The organism is uncultured Bifidobacterium sp. (genome assembly GCF_963540075.1).
GTDB lineage: Bacteria > Actinomycetota > Actinomycetes > Actinomycetales > Bifidobacteriaceae > Bifidobacterium.
Genome location: NZ_CAUTOG010000001.1, coordinates 62,916 through 79,437, shown reverse-complemented (window position 1 = coordinate 79,437; position 16,522 = coordinate 62,916). Strand labels below are relative to the sequence as shown.

At 67.3% G+C, this 16,522-nt stretch carries 13 protein-coding genes and 2 tRNA genes; 5 read left to right on the top strand and 10 right to left on the bottom strand.

The annotated features are described in order from the left end of the window. Window positions 1–149 precede the first annotated feature (149 nt). Complete coding sequence (gene leuC / locus RWX87_RS00350; protein ID WP_314685774.1) at window positions 150–1,553, bottom strand: 3-isopropylmalate dehydratase large subunit; 1,404 nt, start codon at window positions 1,551–1,553, stop codon at window positions 150–152. A gap of 328 nt (window positions 1,554–1,881) precedes the next feature. Here leuC and RWX87_RS00345 point away from each other — a divergent pair, with 328 nt between their 5' ends. Beyond that, on the top strand, window positions 1,882–2,601 hold the full coding sequence (locus RWX87_RS00345; protein ID WP_314685824.1) for an IclR family transcriptional regulator: 720 nt from the start codon (window positions 1,882–1,884) through the stop codon (window positions 2,599–2,601). 9 nt (window positions 2,602–2,610) lie between these two features. Here RWX87_RS00345 and RWX87_RS00340 read toward each other — a convergent pair whose 3' ends face one another. The 4 genes from RWX87_RS00340 to gltX form a co-directional block, all read right to left on the bottom strand. Continuing rightward, window positions 2,611–3,942, bottom strand: a complete 1,332-nt coding sequence (locus tag RWX87_RS00340; RefSeq protein ID WP_314685773.1) for a metallophosphoesterase — start codon at window positions 3,940–3,942, stop codon at window positions 2,611–2,613. A gap of 127 nt (window positions 3,943–4,069) precedes the next feature. Then, window positions 4,070–4,144: transfer RNA gene (locus tag RWX87_RS00335), tRNA-Gln, on the bottom strand. A gap of 38 nt (window positions 4,145–4,182) precedes the next feature. Beyond that, a tRNA-Glu gene (locus tag RWX87_RS00330) sits at window positions 4,183–4,255 on the bottom strand. 277 nt (window positions 4,256–4,532) lie between these two features. Next, window positions 4,533–6,086: a glutamate--tRNA ligase gene (gene gltX / locus RWX87_RS00325; protein ID WP_314685772.1), complete on the bottom strand. Its 1,554-nt coding sequence runs from the start codon at window positions 6,084–6,086 to the stop codon at window positions 4,533–4,535. 278 nt (window positions 6,087–6,364) lie between these two features. On the opposite strand from gltX, the gene RWX87_RS00320 reads away from it, so the two are divergent. Next, window positions 6,365–7,369, top strand: coding sequence for an ABC transporter substrate-binding protein (locus tag RWX87_RS00320; protein WP_314685823.1), 1,005 nt, complete (start codon window positions 6,365–6,367; stop codon window positions 7,367–7,369). A gap of 181 nt (window positions 7,370–7,550) precedes the next feature. Next, the gene (locus tag RWX87_RS00315; protein WP_314685771.1) at window positions 7,551–8,288 is read left to right on the top strand and encodes an ABC transporter permease; all 738 of its coding nucleotides are present in this window, start codon (window positions 7,551–7,553) and stop codon (window positions 8,286–8,288) included. Between the two features lie 90 nt (window positions 8,289–8,378). Here the strand turns inward: RWX87_RS00315 and RWX87_RS00310 are convergent, their stop codons facing one another. Next, on the bottom strand, window positions 8,379–9,275 hold the full coding sequence (locus RWX87_RS00310; protein ID WP_314685770.1) for a hypothetical protein: 897 nt from the start codon (window positions 9,273–9,275) through the stop codon (window positions 8,379–8,381). A gap of 253 nt (window positions 9,276–9,528) precedes the next feature. Then, window positions 9,529–10,188: a histidine phosphatase family protein gene (locus tag RWX87_RS00305; RefSeq protein ID WP_314685769.1), complete on the bottom strand. Its 660-nt coding sequence runs from the start codon at window positions 10,186–10,188 to the stop codon at window positions 9,529–9,531. Between the two features lie 180 nt (window positions 10,189–10,368). Between RWX87_RS00305 and RWX87_RS00300 the strand changes: the two genes are divergently transcribed. Further along, on the top strand, window positions 10,369–11,712 hold the full coding sequence (locus RWX87_RS00300; protein ID WP_314685768.1) for an MFS transporter: 1,344 nt from the start codon (window positions 10,369–10,371) through the stop codon (window positions 11,710–11,712). A gap of 203 nt (window positions 11,713–11,915) precedes the next feature. Here RWX87_RS00300 and RWX87_RS00295 read toward each other — a convergent pair whose 3' ends face one another. Further along, window positions 11,916–12,452, bottom strand: coding sequence for a GtrA family protein (locus RWX87_RS00295; protein WP_314685822.1), 537 nt, complete (start codon window positions 12,450–12,452; stop codon window positions 11,916–11,918). A gap of 204 nt (window positions 12,453–12,656) precedes the next feature. On the opposite strand from RWX87_RS00295, the gene RWX87_RS00290 reads away from it, so the two are divergent. Next, the gene (locus RWX87_RS00290; RefSeq protein ID WP_314685767.1) at window positions 12,657–13,004 is read left to right on the top strand and encodes a phenylpyruvate tautomerase MIF-related protein; all 348 of its coding nucleotides are present in this window, start codon (window positions 12,657–12,659) and stop codon (window positions 13,002–13,004) included. Window positions 13,005–13,157: 153 nt separating this feature from the next. On the opposite strand, the gene RWX87_RS00285 is transcribed toward RWX87_RS00290, so the two are convergent. Continuing rightward, the gene (locus RWX87_RS00285) at window positions 13,158–14,678 is read right to left on the bottom strand and encodes a formate--tetrahydrofolate ligase (protein WP_314685766.1); all 1,521 of its coding nucleotides are present in this window, start codon (window positions 14,676–14,678) and stop codon (window positions 13,158–13,160) included. A gap of 145 nt (window positions 14,679–14,823) precedes the next feature. Further along, window positions 14,824–16,428: a C69 family dipeptidase gene (locus RWX87_RS00280; protein ID WP_314685765.1), complete on the bottom strand. Its 1,605-nt coding sequence runs from the start codon at window positions 16,426–16,428 to the stop codon at window positions 14,824–14,826. Window positions 16,429–16,522: the final 94 nt, after the last annotated feature.

The window sequence follows — 16,522 nt, the reverse complement described above, 5'->3', positions numbered from 1 at the left end:
CTGCCGCCCGTGGCGGCGACTGACGACTGCGAATACGACGTGAGGCCCTGATGACCGTGGGAACCTCCGTCCAGGTGGAGGCCGGTACCATCCGGCGGCGGGAACTCCGGTCCGCGGGGACAGCCGGCCGTGCGAACGGAATCGGACCGCTACAGGTCGGCGGGGCTGCTGATGGTCCCTCTGATGGCGGTGGCCGCGGCGACGACGGGCGAGGCGAGATGGGTGCGGGACCCCTTGCCCTGACGCCCCTCGAAGTTGCGGTTGGAGGTGGAGACCGACCGCTCGCCGGGCACGAGCTTGTCGGGATTCATACCCAGGCACATCGAGCATCCGGCGTTGCGCCATTCCGCGCCGAAGTCACGAAACACCCTGTCGAGTCCCTCGCGCTCCGCCTGCAGCCTCACCCGGGAGGACGCGGGCACGACGAGCACGCGGTGGATGGACTTGGCCTTATGGTGTCCTCTCATGACGGAGGCCGCGGCGCGCAGGTCCTCGATGCGCCCGTTGGTGCAGGAGCCGATGAACACGGTGTCGACGGCGATGTCCTTCAGAGGCATGCCGGGCCTGAGGCCCATGTAGCGGATGGCGGATTCGGTGGCGGCGCGCTTCTCCCGGTCGGCGATGTCGACGGGGTCGGGGACGGCGGCCGTGATGGGCAGGCCCTGACCCGGGTTGGTGCCCCAGGTGACGTAGGGGGCCAGACTGCCGGCGTCGAGGTCGACGGTGCGGTCGAACACGGCGTCGTCATCGGTGCGCAGGGTCCTCCAGTACTCCATGGCGCGATCCCACATCTCCCCCTCGGGCGCGTGCGGACGGCCCCTGAGGTACTCGTAGGTGGTCTCGTCGGGAGCGATCATGCCGGCCCGGGCGCCCGCCTCGATGGACATGTTGCAGATGGTCATGCGCGCATCCATCGACATGTTCCTGATCGCTTCGCCACGGTATTCGATGACATGCCCCTGGCCGCCGCCGGTGCCGATCTTGGCGATGATGGCGAGGATGACGTCCTTGGCGCTGACGCCCTGGGGCAGCCGTCCCTCGACGTTGACCGCCATGGTTTTGAAGGGCTTGAGCGAGAGGGTCTGCGTCGCCATGACATGTTCGACCTCGGAGGTGCCGATGCCGAACGCGAGAGCTCCGAAGGCGCCGTGCGTGGAGGTGTGCGAATCGCCGCACACGATGGTCATGCCGGGCTGCGTGAGGCCGAGGATGGGCGCGAAGGCGTGGACGATGCCCTGGTCGGAATCGCCCAGGGCATGCAGCCGCACCCCGAACTCCTTGCAGTTCCTTTCGAGCGTGGTCAGCTGGACGGCCGAGGTCCTGTCCGGATTGGGCCTGTCGATGTCGACCGTGGGCGTGTTGTGGTCCTCGGTGGCGATGAGAAGCTCCGGACGACGCGGCCGTCTCCCCGCCAGCCGCAGCCCTTCGAAAGCCTGGGGACTGGTGACCTCATGCATGAGCATGAGATCGATGTAGATGAGGTCGGGCGCACCGTCTTCCCCGTGCCGCACCAGATGATCGGCCCAGACCTTCTCGGCCAGTGTGCTTCCCATGCCAACTCCTTCGACGCGGGTCGAGGCCCGCGGACGACCGGGCCGCGCCGGTGCGCGGACCGCTTCTCCCCCGAGTATGGGCAGGGATATCCATCCGCGGACTTTTGCGTTTCAGCATATGAGATGTCATAATCCCCTTATGACCTCACCGACGCCGCACACCGACCAGCCGACGGATGCCGAAAATGCGACGAACCGGGCCAACGGCCCCGCGGAGGATGCCGTGGATACCGCCGAAGCGAAGCGGGGCAGAGCCCAGCACACGGATTCGGCCGCATTCGCACCCGGACCCGCCGCGACGAGGGCCGGGGCCTTCCGCGACGAGGAGATTCATTCCGGCGTCGGTGTGCTCGACAAGACCGTGAAGATTCTTGACGCCCTGGAGTTCGGTCCTGCGACCCTGGGCCAGCTGGTCGCGGCAACGGGACTGGCCCGTCCCACCGCGCATCGTCTGGCCATCGCCCTCGAACGGCATCGCTTCGTCCTGCGCGACCAGCACGGACGCTTCATGCTGGGCTCGCGCTTCGCGGAGCTGTCGGCCGCGGCGGGTGAGGACCGGCTGCTCACCGCCGCCGGACCGGTGCTGCAGACGCTGCTCGACCGCACGGGGGAATCGGCGCAGATCTACCGCCGCCAGGGAGACCAGCGCATCTGCATCGCGGCCGTCGAGAGGGCCAGCGGGCTGCGCGACTCCATCCCCGTGGGCGCCATGCTGTCCATGGAGGCCGGGTCCGCGGCGCAGATTCTTCTGGCGTGGGAGGATTCGGAAAGACTGCACCAGGGGCTGCGACAGGCCAAGTTCACGGCGGCGCAGCTGTCGGCCGTCAGGCGTCGCGGTTGGGCGGAATCCATCAACGAGCGGGAGGAGGGCGTGGCCTCCATCTCCGCGCCCATCCGCAATCCCAGCGGACAGGTCATCGCCGCGACGTCGATTTCGGGGCCCACGGGTCGCATGGGCTCAATGCCGGGGCAGCGCTACGCGCCTTTGGTCATGGCCGCAGGCAAGTATCTGACGGACTGCCTGCTCAAGGCCGGCTCGGCTGCCTGATCCGACGTTCTAGCCCAGGCCGAGGCGATGGAGCAGTCTGGCGAAGGTGCCTGGCCGGTGCAGCAGATCGATGGTCTCCCCCGAGGATGACTTCACGTCATTGAGCGCATAGGTGTAGTTCTTGCGTCCGGCGGACTTGCCGACGAGGTCGCCGAACTGGAGCAGCTGGGTGCGCGGACGGTCGGGATGCCGGATGTCGAATTCGAGAAGCCGCGCGGCCACATGCGAGGGCGCGGGCCCGTAGGAGTCGAAGCCGCAGGTGGGCGTGGCCATCAGGGTGATCCCGTCGGCGTCCCCCACGAAGCCGTTTCGATGGTCATGGCCGCAGGCGATGGCGAAGCAGGAGCCCGAGCGGCGGACGACGTCGAATTCGCCGGAGTCGACATCCGGACAGCTCACGCCCTCCCCCAGATATCCTCCGGGAAGGGTGCAGGACTCGTCGAGGACGAAGCTGCGCCCGGCGAAGGCGCGGTATCCCTCGATGGCGTGCGCCGCCGTCCGAGGGGCCTCACGCATCAGTCGGTAGTACTGGGGAACGGCGAAATGCTGAAACACCATGGACGGCGCTGCAATCCGCGGCCGAAGCGCAGCGAGGAACTCCAGCGCCCCTCGGCTGGGAGAGCCGTAGCCGCCCGAACGCGAGTAGTCGCCGGAATTCACCAATGCGAGCCCAATCACCGTGCGGTCGTGGTCGACGTCGGACACCGGAAGGGCGAAGGTCCCCGGCTCGCAGACGAGCACGTTCTGGTCCGGCAACGGAGGACGGACGCGGCCGGACACACCCGAAACCGAGCCTGCCGTGTCGGGGACGGCGTTGAGGCATCCGGGAAATCCCCGGTATACGGCGTCCATGCGGTCGGGGTCGAGCCCGCACTGCAGGTCGTGGTTGCCGTAGGTGACGGCCCAGGGAACGCCAAGCTCCTGCAGAGGGGCGGTGAACGCGGCGATGGTGTCCCGCACGAGCCTTTCGGTACGGTCGAGGGCCGCCCTTCTCGAGGCCGCACCGGGCCCGCCGTGGGTGCGGGAGGGAGACCAGCGACGCTTGCGGAAGGTCTCTTCATAGGCCTCGTCATATCCGGCGATCTGATTGCCGGTGAAGACGGCGACGTCGGGACGTGCGGATTCGACGGCCGCCCGGATGAGACGGATGGTGTCACGGGAGACCTTCGGTCCGGCCTGTACGTCCGCGAACTGCAGGACGCGGAACTTCCCCGACAGATGGAACTGGAGCCGCCCGAGACGCAGGGAGACCGACAGGGGACGGGAGTCATCCGACCCGGATGCCGGCCGAAGCCGCAGGTCGGACGCCATCGTCCGAATATCCCTGGTCAGTTCACTCATGCCTCACCACATTACCTGCGCACGAGGCACTGCTCTGGAGCATGAGACACGGGTCGTGGATCCGGCGGATAGGGGAACGAAGACGAAAAGGAGCCCCACTCCCTTGTGGGGAGTAGGGCCCTTCCTTTGGCTGGGATGCCTGGACTCGAACCAAGAATGGCTGAACCAGAATCAGCTGTGTTGCCAATTACACCACATCCCAATTTGGCTGGCGTGGCAACTTCAAGAAGTTGTCCGTCGTACCCCCGACCGGATTTGAACCGGTGTTGGCGCCGTGAGAGGGCGTAGTCCTAGACCGCTAGACGACGGGGGCATTCAGTTATCGTTGCCTTCGCAGACAACGAAAGAACAGCCTACCCATGCCCTCCACCCCGCGCAACCCGGCGTGTCGCCACGTTAAGCGAATGGCCCAGTGGGCCATTCGTAGTGGCGATGAGCACGACACTCGAGCGCGAACGACGGACGCCAGTCCTTCAACTTCAAGCAAACGGCCCAGCGGGCACGGCGCTCCAGCGCCGGGACAACACAGCGTAGTGGCGATGAGCACGACACTCGAGCGCGAAGGACGAGCGCGGGGGCCGCGCCTCACCTCACAGATGCTGTCGGAGCCCCTGAAGACGGGCGACGGTGATCTCGCGACCGATGATCTCCATGGATTCGAACAGCGGAGGCGACACCCGCCGGCCCGAGAGAGCCACGCGGATGGGTCCGAAGGCCTGTCTCGGCTTGTATCCGGCGCCGTCGATCAGAGCGGCGGTAAGCGTTTCGTGCAGCGGCTCCGCATGCCAGTCGTCCTCCTCCACCCCCTGCAGGGCGGCGACGGCGTGATCGAGGACGTCCGCGGCGGAATCTTTAAGCTGCTTGCGCGCATCGTCGTCGGGCACGATCACGCGATCCTGACTCAGCAGGCTCCCGACCATGCCGGCGACCTCGCCGAGCAGCCGCACGCGCGGCTGGACGAGTGGCGCGGCGGCGGTGAGCACGCCCTTCTCCCGAGGCGACAGCGCATCCCAGGAGTCCGCGGAAACCACGCCGTCGCGATGCAGATAGGGCACGGAGCGTTCGAGGAAGTCCTGCGAGTCGAGCATGCGGATATGCTCGGCGTTGATGGCGATGGCCTTGTCGATGTCGAAATGCGCGGGGTTGGCCTTGACGTCGCGGATGTCGAAGCGCTCGACCATCTCGTCCATGGAGAACACGTCGCGGTCGGGACCGATGGACCAGCCGAGCAGCGCCAGATAGTTGAGCAGGCCCTCGCGGATGAAGCCGTTCTCGCGATGGAGGAACAGGCTGGATTCGGGGTCGCGCTTGGACAGCTTCTTCTTCCCCTTGCCCATGACGTACGGCATATGGCCGAACAGGGGCATCTCCCGGGCGATGCCGAGCTTCATGAGATAGCGGTACAGCACGATCTGCCGCGGCGTGGAGCTCAGGAGGTCCTCGCCGCGCAGAACGACGTTGATGCGCATCATCGCGTCGTCGACGGGATTGGTGAGCGTGTACAGCGGGTCGCCGTTGGGACGGACGATGACGTAGTCGGGGACCGAACCGGCCTTGAACTCTATGCGCCCGCGGATGAGGTCGTCGAAGGCGATGTCCTCGTCGGGCATGCGGATACGCAGCGCGGGCTGGCGGCCCTCGGCGCGGAAGGCCGCGCGCTGTTCGTCGGTGAGGTCCCGGTCGTAGCCGTCGTAGCCGAACTCCTTGGGGCGGCCGGCGGCGACGTTGCGCTCCTCGATCTCCTCCGGAGTGGAGTAGGACTCGTAGGCGTAGCCGGCGTCCAGCAGCCGCTTCGCCACGTCGCGGTAGATGTCGCCGCGTTCGGACTGCCGGTAGGGACCGTCGGGGCCGCCGACCCCGATGCCCTCGTCCCAGTCGATGTGCAGCCAGTGCAGGGCGTCGAGGATCTGCTTGTAGCTCTCCTCGCTGTCGCGCTGCGCATCGGTGTCCTCGATCCGGAAGACGAAGGTCCCGTGGGCATGCCGGGCCTCGGCCCAGTTGAACAGGGCGGTGCGCACCATGCCGACGTGAGGGGTGCCGGTGGGCGAGGGGCAGAAGCGGACGCGGACGTGCTCGGGGAGCTGGGGGACGTCGCGACGACTGTCATCGGCGGGCGTGGGGGATTCGACGGAGGTTTCGGTCATGGGCCCATTGTGCCGCGCCACGGGGACGGCAGCCCGCGCGTCCTATACTGGTGACCGTTCGCGCGGCTGGTGGCAGCAGCCGTGCCAGGCACACGATTCGGATGGCCCCCCGGGGGCCGGATCCGACGTGACGCGCGGGCTCCTCACCTTCCTGCGCCCCCGCGTCGGATCGTCATCGCGCACAGGCGCGGAGAGAGCAAGGTGATGGGATGAGCGGGCAAGGAATCCTTTCATGGCGCGGTCTGGGACCGGTTCTCGTCAGAGTCGCGGCCGTGACGATGGCGGCTTCGACGCTGCTGTCCCTGGCGGCCTGCGGGACGGCAGCCGGTTCGTCGTCGTCATCGTCGGCCGTGAGCTTCATGCTTGACTGGACGCCGAACACCAATCACATCGGCCTGTATGTGGCCCAGAAGCTCGGCTACTTCAAGGACGCAGGGGTGGACGTCACGATTCTGCCGGCCGCGCAGGCCGGCGCCGAGACCAGCGTGGAGAACGGCGTCGCCGACGTCGGCTTCACCACGCTGAGCAACGTCGCGGCCTTCAATTCCCAGGGGGCGGGCCTGAAGTTCGTCTTCGACCTCACGCAGAAGCCGGTGGCCCGATGGTGCGCCCTGGCCTCCCGCACGGACATCGTCACGCCGAAGGACCTGTCGGGCAAAACCTTCGTGAGCTTCGGCTCGGCGGAGCAGAGCGCGGTCGTCGCCCAGATGATCCGCTACGCCGGGGGGACCGGGAAGTTCTCCACGGCCACGGCGGGAACGAACACCTTCCGGACGCTGACCAGCGGCAAGGGGGACTTCGGCGGCTTCTACGTCACCTGGGAGGGCGTGCAGAGCGAGCTTGACGGGCCGAAGCTCCACTGCTTCGTCGCCTCCGACTGGGGCGTGCCGGGCAACCCGGACCAGCTGGGCTATGCCGTGAAGTCCTCCTGGCTGAAGTCCGCGACGCACCGGTCAGCGCTGAAACGCTTCATCCGCGCGGCCATGAAGGGCTATGACTACGCGCTGAACCATCCGGACAAGGCCGCCGACATCCTCGTCTCCGAGGCCTCGACCGCGCAGATCTCCCGGCGCCTGGCACGCCGGTCCATGGAGGAGATCGTCTCCGGGAAGTACTGGACGACCAGCGACGCCACGTCGGTCGCCGGCACCACCAATCTCGACGAGGCCCAGGCCTATCTGGACTTCCAGTACCAGGCCGGCACCTACACGGACGCCGACGGGAAGACCGTGGCCGCGGCCCCGCAGGCGGCGGACCTGTCCACCGATGACTACGTCTCCTAGGATTCTCGGCGCCGCCGAATCAGGCGACGCGGCGACGCGTGCGGCATCCCCCCCGACGGCCCACGCGTCATCCGACCGCGCGACCCCGGATGACGGGCGAGATCTTCAGCACCCTCGTCCACACGACCGACGCAGACCCGGTGCCCCGGGACACCGCACCCATACGGCGCTTCCCGCAGCCGTGGGACTCGTCCTGCTGCTCCTCGTCTGGCAGACGGCGGTGGATCTGGGCCGCATCCCGGAACGGACGCTGGCCTCCCCCACCCAGATCATCCGCTCGATGGCGTCGACCTGGCCGCAGCTTATGGCGGCCACTCGCGTCACCGCCGCCGAATCGGTCGCCGGCTTCCTCATCGCCATCGTCGCGGGGGTGTTCATCGGCATCGGTCTGTACGTCTCGTCGCTGATGCGGCGGACCCTCTACCCTCTGCTCGTCGCCGCCCAGACCATCCCCCTCATCGCCATCGCCCCGCTGTTCATGATCTGGTTCGGGTTCGACCCCCTCGGCAAGGTGGTGCTCGTGGCAGTTCTGGGCGCCTTCCCCGTCGCCGTGCAGACCTGCCGCGGGCTTGCCGCCGTACCCGGGTTCTATGAGGACGTGGCGCTCACCTGCGGGGCGACGCGCGCCTGGACGCTCTGGCATGTGCGTCTGCGGGTGGCGGCACGGCAGGTCTTCGGCGGCATTCGCATCGCCGCCGCCTACGTGGTGGGCACGGCCATCACGGCGGAGTACCTGGGCGCCATCAACGGTCTGGGCATATGGCTGCAGGCCGCCTTCAACTCGTTCCGGACCCCGCCGATCTTCGCGGCCACGATCGTGGCCATCGCGCTCACCGGCGTCCTGCTGGGGGCGACGTCTCTGGCGGAGCGAATCCTGCTCGGCCCCGACGACGGGACGGAGGACGATTCGGCCCGCTAGACGGCCCGCGGGACGATCCCCACGGCACGGTCGCGGAAGAGAGGACGCGGCACGCCCCCGGAAGAACGCCCCGGCGGTTTCGGATACGGCTCAGGCCGCTGCCGCCGAACCGGCGTCCTTCCCCCCGAGCCGATCATCAAGCTCCTGACGGCGACGGCCGTCATCATCGGCCTGCGCCTGACGTCTGGACTCCTCGGGGTCCCAGAGCACGGCCTCACGATGCCGTCCCCATTCCGCGACCGCATCGCCGGCCAGCAGCCGGGCCACGGCGTCGGAGGGTCGGATGCCGTCGCCGGGATCGGCGCGGTCCGACACCAGCGCGGCCAGACCTTCGGCGTCGATGAACAGTCTCGGGATGGCGAGCCGCTCGCACAGCTCGTTGGCGTACGGCACGACCGGCAGGCATAGACGGGCGCTGATGGCCCCGGCATCCGCCGCATCGGCAATCGTTCCCAGCAGCCCGTCGCAGGCGACGGCGACGGCGGCGAGCCTCTGGGAGATGGTCTCCTCGTCATCGGAGGTCCGGGGAAGGGCGATCTGCGGGCCTCGCAGCGTGGTGTCGACGATGTCCAGCGTCTCGGAAACGGCCCTGACGAGACCGTCGCCCCAGTCGACGCCAAGCATGCCGGCCGCACGCATCACGGCCGCGACGTCGCCCGTCCGGCCATAGTCCGACATGGCGTCATAGGCGTCGTTCGCGGCCAGAAGCGCACGCATCACCGTTTCGGGACGACCCGGAAGCATGTCGGCGCCATCCACGACGTATTCGGCATCGGCCACGGTGACCTCCTCGCCGGTCATGATTCCGGCCAGGACGCGGGTGACGCGCATCCGGAGATTCTCCGTGTACTTCGCGTCGTTGGCGAGACGGTCGGCATCCGTCAGCGGCCACAACGACATCAGGCCGGCACCCGCCATGGCCGCCCGTCTGACCTCCGGCAGCATCGCCGCCGAGGCGATGGCCATGTCATCGATCGCGTCGCGCATCACGACTCCTTTCGTCCCGCATCCCCCGAACCGGGGTCCGACCAGCCGATTCCGGCGCCGCATCCCCGGCCCGTTGATCCCACTCGACGCCTATGCCCCACTGGGGCAGGACAGTGGGCCTCAAGGGCCTGTCCGCGCATCACATCTGACGCCGCGGACGCTCCTTCCCGACAAACGGCCCGACGGACGACTTCGTCCGCCGGCGAAGCCCACGCCCGCCCGTTCGTCATGCCCGCCGCGTGGGGCCCCGCGTTCAGCCTACGTCGGCTGCGGGATCCGCGTAGGTGATGGACATGACCCGTCCGGTCTCGCCGTCGAAGGTCACCGAGGTCACCGAGGCAAGAGCCACATGACGCAGAAGCATGTTGTGCTCGGGACGACCCGTCTCCAGCAGATGGCGGAACGACCATATGGGCGATTCATGGCTGACGGCGATGACCTGTTCGTCCGGATGCCGCCAGATCGTCTCACGGGCGAACGCGGCCATGCGCGAGGCGATATTCCGGTAGCTCTCCCCCCAGCTGGGAATCCACAGGTTGCGGACCAGACGGAGGTTCTCCGGACGCCACAGCGCGCCCTCCCCATAGCCGATCCTGCGTCCACGGAACTCGTTGCCCGCCTCGATGAGGCGATCGTCCGCCACGGCCTCGAGCGGCTCCTGACCGCGACGGCCACGCGCCTCGTTCAACGCCTTGACGATGGCCTGCGCGGTCTCCCTCGTCCGGTCCAGCGGCGAGCAGTACACGGCTGACGCCGCGGTGGTCTGCGGGTTCGCGGCCAGATAGCGGGCGGTCGCCTCGGCCATGCGACGGCCCCTGTCCGACAGGTGGAACCCGGGAAGCCTTTCATAGAGGATGTGCCCGGGATTGAGGACCTCCCCGTGCCGTACGAAATGGATGGTGGTTGCCGGCATGCTGTCCCTTCCGTCGACGGCGTATCCCCTTCAATCTACCGCGTGTCGGCATGGGCCCCCGGATAAAGTGGCGCCTGTTTCTGGGGCGTCATGAGGCTCGGCAGGCCACGACGTGGCGCACCGGGGAACGGCGCGGGAAGGCACGGAGCGCGGACCGAAGGAAGCCGGAAAGGAACGACCATGGCGAACGACCTGGCCATCGCCGTACGGCAGATGGGGGGACGCGTCTTCGGCGGCTACGCCGAACTGCTGCGCATACCCCACACCGCACGCTTCGCGGTGGGATCGGTTCTGGCCTGCATGCCCTTCCCGATGGTGGGCATGACCATCACCATCTCCGTTCAGCATTACTACGGCAACTACACTCTGGCCGGCGCCCTCACGGCCGTGCAGGCCATCTCCCTGGCCATCGCCAGTCCCGTCCTCGGTGGCCTGGTGGATCGCTTCGGACAGCGCCGGGTGTCCATACCGACGATCCTCGTATGGATCGTCGCCTCCACCGCGCTGATCTCCTGCATCACGGCGCGGGCGCCGGAGTGGATTCTCTTCTGTCTCACGCCCTTCCTCGCCGCCATCCCTCCGTGGGGCGGCATGAGCCGGACGCGCTGGACGCATCTGCTCCATGGGAACCGCATACGCACGGACCGCGCCCTGTCCCTGTCCGGGGTCCTCGACGAGTGCATGTGGGTGATCGGCAACCCCCTGTCCTCGACCCTGGCGGTGATATCAGGACTTCTGGCGTTCTCCGTCACGGGCCTGTGCGTGGTCATCGGTGCCCTGATGTTCCTCACGGAGACCACGACGGAGCCGCCCTCGCAGACGCAGCTCGCCCGCGCCGCCGGGCTGACGCGCGCCCAGTTCCGCCGCCGCGAGGCGGACCGGGCCGCGGGGCTGCGCTCGCAGGGGGCCGGGGACCGCGGCCGCACGACGGGCTCCATCTGGGGGCCTGGACTGGTGGCGGTGTGCGCCACATGGTTCGGGCTGGGCGCCTTTCAGTCCGCCGCCGGAATCTCCATCATCGCCTTCGCCACCGAGCAGAATCTGCGCCAGTACACGGGCTTCGTCTTCGCGTGCTTCTCGCTGAGCTCGCTGATGGGGGCGGTGGTCTACGGTGCGCGGAACTGGGCGACGCCCCTGTGGAAGCGCTTCTACGTGTGCCTCGCGGTGGTCAACATCGGTCTCGGCAGCTTCATGTTCGCCCATAATCTGTGGACGATCATGATCATCTATCTCGTCATCGGCGTCTGCCAGGCGCCGACCTGGATCAACGGCAACCAGCTTATGCTCCATCTCGTTCCGCCCAGCCGCTTCACCGAGGGGGTCGCTTGGATGGGGGCCATGAACTCCATCGGCGGGTCGGCCGGATCCGCTCTGGCCGGCGTCGTCATCGATCGCATGGGGTCGCATGGCGGATTCCTCACCGTCACCGCGCTCGCTTTCAGCTCACTGGCCATCGCCTTCGTGGGACTGAAGCAGATACGGCAGGGCACCGAGAACCCGGTTCTCACCGAGGTCAGCGTCTGAACCCGGTGATTCCTTGGGCACCCAAGACGCATTGTGGGCACTTCGAACGCGTCCTGGGCGGGCATCAACCGGTATCACATACGGCAAGCCCCGGAATTCCGCCATTCTCAGATCGCAACGCTCATGATTCCGGCCGTAATCCGCCCAACAAATGAACAAGGACTTCTCACGCGGCCATGGCATCGGGAAGAGAGGAACCGCCTCTATCGAGGCCAGCCCTTGGGGGTATGAGCCAGTGACCATGCCCCCAGACGATGGGCGAAGCTGCGCTCCCATCGCGTCTCCAGCTCCTCGGGGGTGAGACGCCGGTCGAAGGCGCGCAGCCTGTTCATGGCGTTCGTACGGGTGTCGTCGAGCAGCCATTTGCGAATGACGAAGTTCCACACGGCCACCACCACGGTGGCGATGAGCTTGCCGATGTTGGTGCGGATCCAGTATTCCGCATGCTGGGTGACCATGGCGTCATGGTTCATGCCGTAGGTGCTGATCCAGATGATGGCGTCGTTGATGAACAGTCCGACGGCCGCCGACAGGAAGAAGATGAGCATCTCCATCCACCGGGCCATGTCATCCCGATGGGTGAAGACGAACCTCATGCTCGCCACATAGTTGAACGCCAGCGAGACAAGGAAGGAGATCGACCCCGCCAGGACGTTATGCATGTGGAAGACGCCCACAAGAAGGTTGAGGATGCCCATGTCGATGACGAAGGCGACGAGTCCGACGACACCGAACTTCATGAGCTGCGCAATCAGTGTTCTCACGGGCGACCATTCAACACGTCCGCGCTGACAGCAGTCCGAAAGGACGCCGAATCCTTTCCGAATCCGCGCACGAGGCGATCATGGGGCCCGCATGAGGCGGATGCTCCCTCCGGCCTTCCGAAAGAACCCTACGATGGTGGAGGACCGCGGACGCGGCCGAACGAATCCTAAGGAGAGCACATGCCCGTCATTCACACCCATGTCTCCGTCCACACCACCCCCGAGCAGCGCGAGGCGCTGAAGAGGGCCTACGGAAAGGCCATCACCGCCGTGCCCGGCAAGTCCGAAGGCTGGCTGATGTGCCCCTTCGAGGATGACATGCCCATCTACTTCGCCGGCAGCAATGACGAGCCTGCCGCCTACGTGGAGGTCAACGTCTTCGGCCGGTCCGTGCCGTCAAGCTCGTGGGAGAAGCTGACGGAGGCGATCATGGACGCGCTGTCGGAACAGCTGTCAATCCCGAAGAACCGAACCTATATCCGATACACGGCCACCACCGACTGGGGATGGAACGGCGCGAACTTCTAGGGCGTGAGCCGACGTGAAGGCGAAACGCCCGCCGGACGAGGGAATCCGGCGGGCGTTTCCGCATAAGCGACGGACCACGAGTGGGGCCATGACCCTACCGGTCGTCCCCGACCTCCGGCGACCGGAGGATCGGATGAGCGGACGACCGGGCGATCAGACGATCTTGGGCATGGGCGTGGTCAGCGACGTCGTGAGGTTGACGTGCACCAGTCCGGCGCCGGCGTGGATCTCCACCTTCTTGAGGGTCACGGAACGCGTGTCCTCAGGGGCATGGTCGTCGTCGGTCATGGTCGCCGGGGACTTGACGGCCACCAGCGCGAGGTCGTTGATGTCCAGTCCGGCGGCGGCCGCCAGATCGGAGGCCGACTGGAGCGACTGGGCAAATCCCTCGCGCGGCACGACCCTTTCGGTGGGAACGCCGTACGCGCTACGGGCCACCCAGCGCACGTCGTCGAGCAGGGGCATGCCCCTATGGCTCTCCGGACGGTGGCCGGCTGCATCCACCGAGGACAGCGCCTCGACGAAGGGGTCGAGCTGCGGGACCAGGGCCTCGCCACCGTCGCGGAACAGGTTCCCGACGACGGGCTCGCGGAAGCCGAGCTCGCGGGCCGTGGCCTTCAGCGAGTCGATCTGGTCGTCCTCGCCGCTCCACAGGTTGATCAGCGGGAAGGTGGGGATGCCCAGACCCTCCAGACGGTTCACATGGAAGGGGTAGCGCCAGCTCAGGGTCGGGTCGTCGCGCCAGGTGGTGGCGCGGGTGACGACCACGGCCGCGGACGGCCATTCGGCGCCGTATTCACGACAGGCGATGTCCAGCCACTTCTGGGCCCCGGCGTCGGTTCCGTAGCCTGCCTCGACGACGACCACGTCATGCAGGGCGCAGGCGGTCTCGACGGAGATGAGCGAGGGGATGCCGATGGACACGTTGGCGAAGGGGCCGCCATGGACGTAGACGGGCGAGCCGTCCTTCGTCTCCGTGAGGGCGGGCTTCACGGCGTCGCCGAGGATGTTGGTGATCCGCCACAGGTCGATGAACTCGCCGAAGGCCACGGGCCTGCCGTTCTTCGTCCCGGCGATCATCGCGGCCACGCGACGGCCTATCTCATCCATCGACCTCGACAGGACGACGATCTGCATGAGCTCGCAGGTGGGCGTGAGAACGACCCGTTCGGGGATGTTCCCCTTGCCGCGGTCGACGGCGATCTGGCGCAGCGAGCGCGAGGGCACCTCGCAGACGCGGGGAACCAGAACCGTGTCGAGAAGCCCCTCGTCGATGCCCTTCTCGGCGAAGGAGACCAGAAGGTTCTGCGCCGCGGAGATGGCGGCCATCTCACCGCACAGACCCCAGTCGACGAGCTCGGGATGTGTGAGAGACGCCACGCCGCCACCGGAGGCGCCGCCCTTGGAGCCGGCAGCGGTGATGCCCATGCTCGGTTGACGCAGCACGGCGGCGGCGTCGATTCCGCGTGCGCGCAGGGCGTCGATGAGAGCGATGGTGGTGGTGGTCTTCCCCTCGCCTCGGGAGGCCTTGAGCGGGGTGTCGGCGGTGACCAGCACCACCTTGCCGTGCTTGCGCGGGGCGTCCGGATTGCTCCGGAGGTAGTCGAGATAGCCGAACGCGTCGATTTTGCGGACCTTGCCGTAGTCGGCGGTGAACCGGTCGATAAGAGTCATGGTCTCCTTGCCTTCATGGGGTGACGTGCCTGCAGGCCACGCCCGGACCAGGCCGGTGCGCGGCTGCCGAACAGTCCCATAGTAGGCGGGGGCATAGCCGCTCCGGGCGTCCGGGGATGCCGCCGATGGCCCCCTGACGCGCCGCCTAGTGGTCGGAGCGGTTGAAGCCGTTCCGCATGCCCATGCTGGCGGTGTAGAGCACGTCGCCCAGAAGGGCGTCGGTTCTCTCGCGCAGCTGGTCGGCCATAGTCTGGTTGGCCGTCCCCAGCATTCCGCGCACCTCGGCGTCACGGGTGGCCGCGACGACGTCCTCGGGCGCCAGAGGGTCAACGTCCTCGTCCCGCTCGTCCTTCTTCGCACGCTCGGCCGCCTCGGACTCCTCGACGCCTCCGAGGCGCGCCACCTGGTCGTCGGTAGCGGCGAGAAGCCGATGTCCGAGTCCTCCCACGAGCTCCTGGTAGCGTTCCACGGCGTTGGCCGTGTCGGCGAAATGCGCATCGCACAGCGCCGCGATGACCCGGTTCTCCCAGTACAGGCTTTCGGTGGTCACGCGCGTCGTGGTGTCCGCCAGATACTCCGGCGTGGCGTCGACGTTCGCGTAGAAGGGAACGAGCGCGTTGAAGGGGTTCGATCCGAACGCCATCCACTGGATGGCACGGCAGGACTGCGGACGGTAGGGGCGAATCTGGATGACGGCGAGCTCGCTTTGCCGATTGATGCCGATGGGCCGGAGCATGCGACGGGTGGCGTCGGTGCCGAGACGGCCGTAGGGGTCGTAGGGCGTGCCCTGGTAATGCGAGCTGAGCACGTATTTGACGTCCTCGACGGTCACCTTGCGCTCGGGCTGCCGCGCCCAGGGGATGTCGTCGCTGGAGGGACGATGGTCCGCGTCCGTTCCATCCCACATCTCGTCGTAGGGATTGAGGAAGCGCTGCATGAACCAGGCGCGGGGCGTGTTGTACACATGGTCGGAATCGGAGTGGGACCCGAAGGCGTCCCGCGGGTCGAAGGGCGTCGTGGATTCGACGGCCAGGTCGAGGTGATTGTCGGCGATGAAGTCGGCGAGGTCGGCGGAGCACATATGCTGCTCCTGGTCGCCCAGTGCATCGTCGAGGTCGAACTCGTCGATGCCCAGCTGGTTGGGCATCGTGACGTAGGACTCGTCGGGAACGCGCCGGGCGATCCAATGGTGGCCTCCGACGGTCTCCATCCACCAGATCTCATCGACGTCGCTGAAGGCCACGCCGTTCATCTCGTAGGTTCCGTAGCGCTCGAGAAGAGCTCCAAGACGTCGGACCCCTTCGCGGGCGGTGCGCACATAGGGCAGGACGACCGTGAGGAAGTCCTCCTCGCCGATACCTCCGGGCGTGCCCGGCTCGTATCCCGCCTCGCCCTGCACGCCGTGCGCGGCCACCCGTTCGACGAGGGGGTCGGCTCCCAGCACGCGTTCGTTGGTGGTGAGGGTTTCGGTGGCGCTCATGGCGACGTTGGCCTCGTTGACCCCCGCCTCGCCCCAGACGCCCTCCGCCGGATCGGCGTTGGGGGCCGCCGTGTACTGCAGCGGATCGTCGGGGAGATCGATGGTCAGACCGGAGATCACGCTCCGGTAGCGTCGGGGCTGGTCCTGTGGACGGACCACGACGAAGCGCTTGGGATTGAACTCCCCGTTCGCGGAATCCTCGTTCCTGGCGATGATCGTCGAGCCGTCATAACTGGCCTTCCGCCCGACGAGAATGGTGGTGCATCCCATGGATACTGCTTCCTTCCGGGGCCTGACGCCCCTGTGCATGACTGTCGGACCCATCGGGCACGGCATGACGGCATATGCCGGCTGCCGTGCGCCA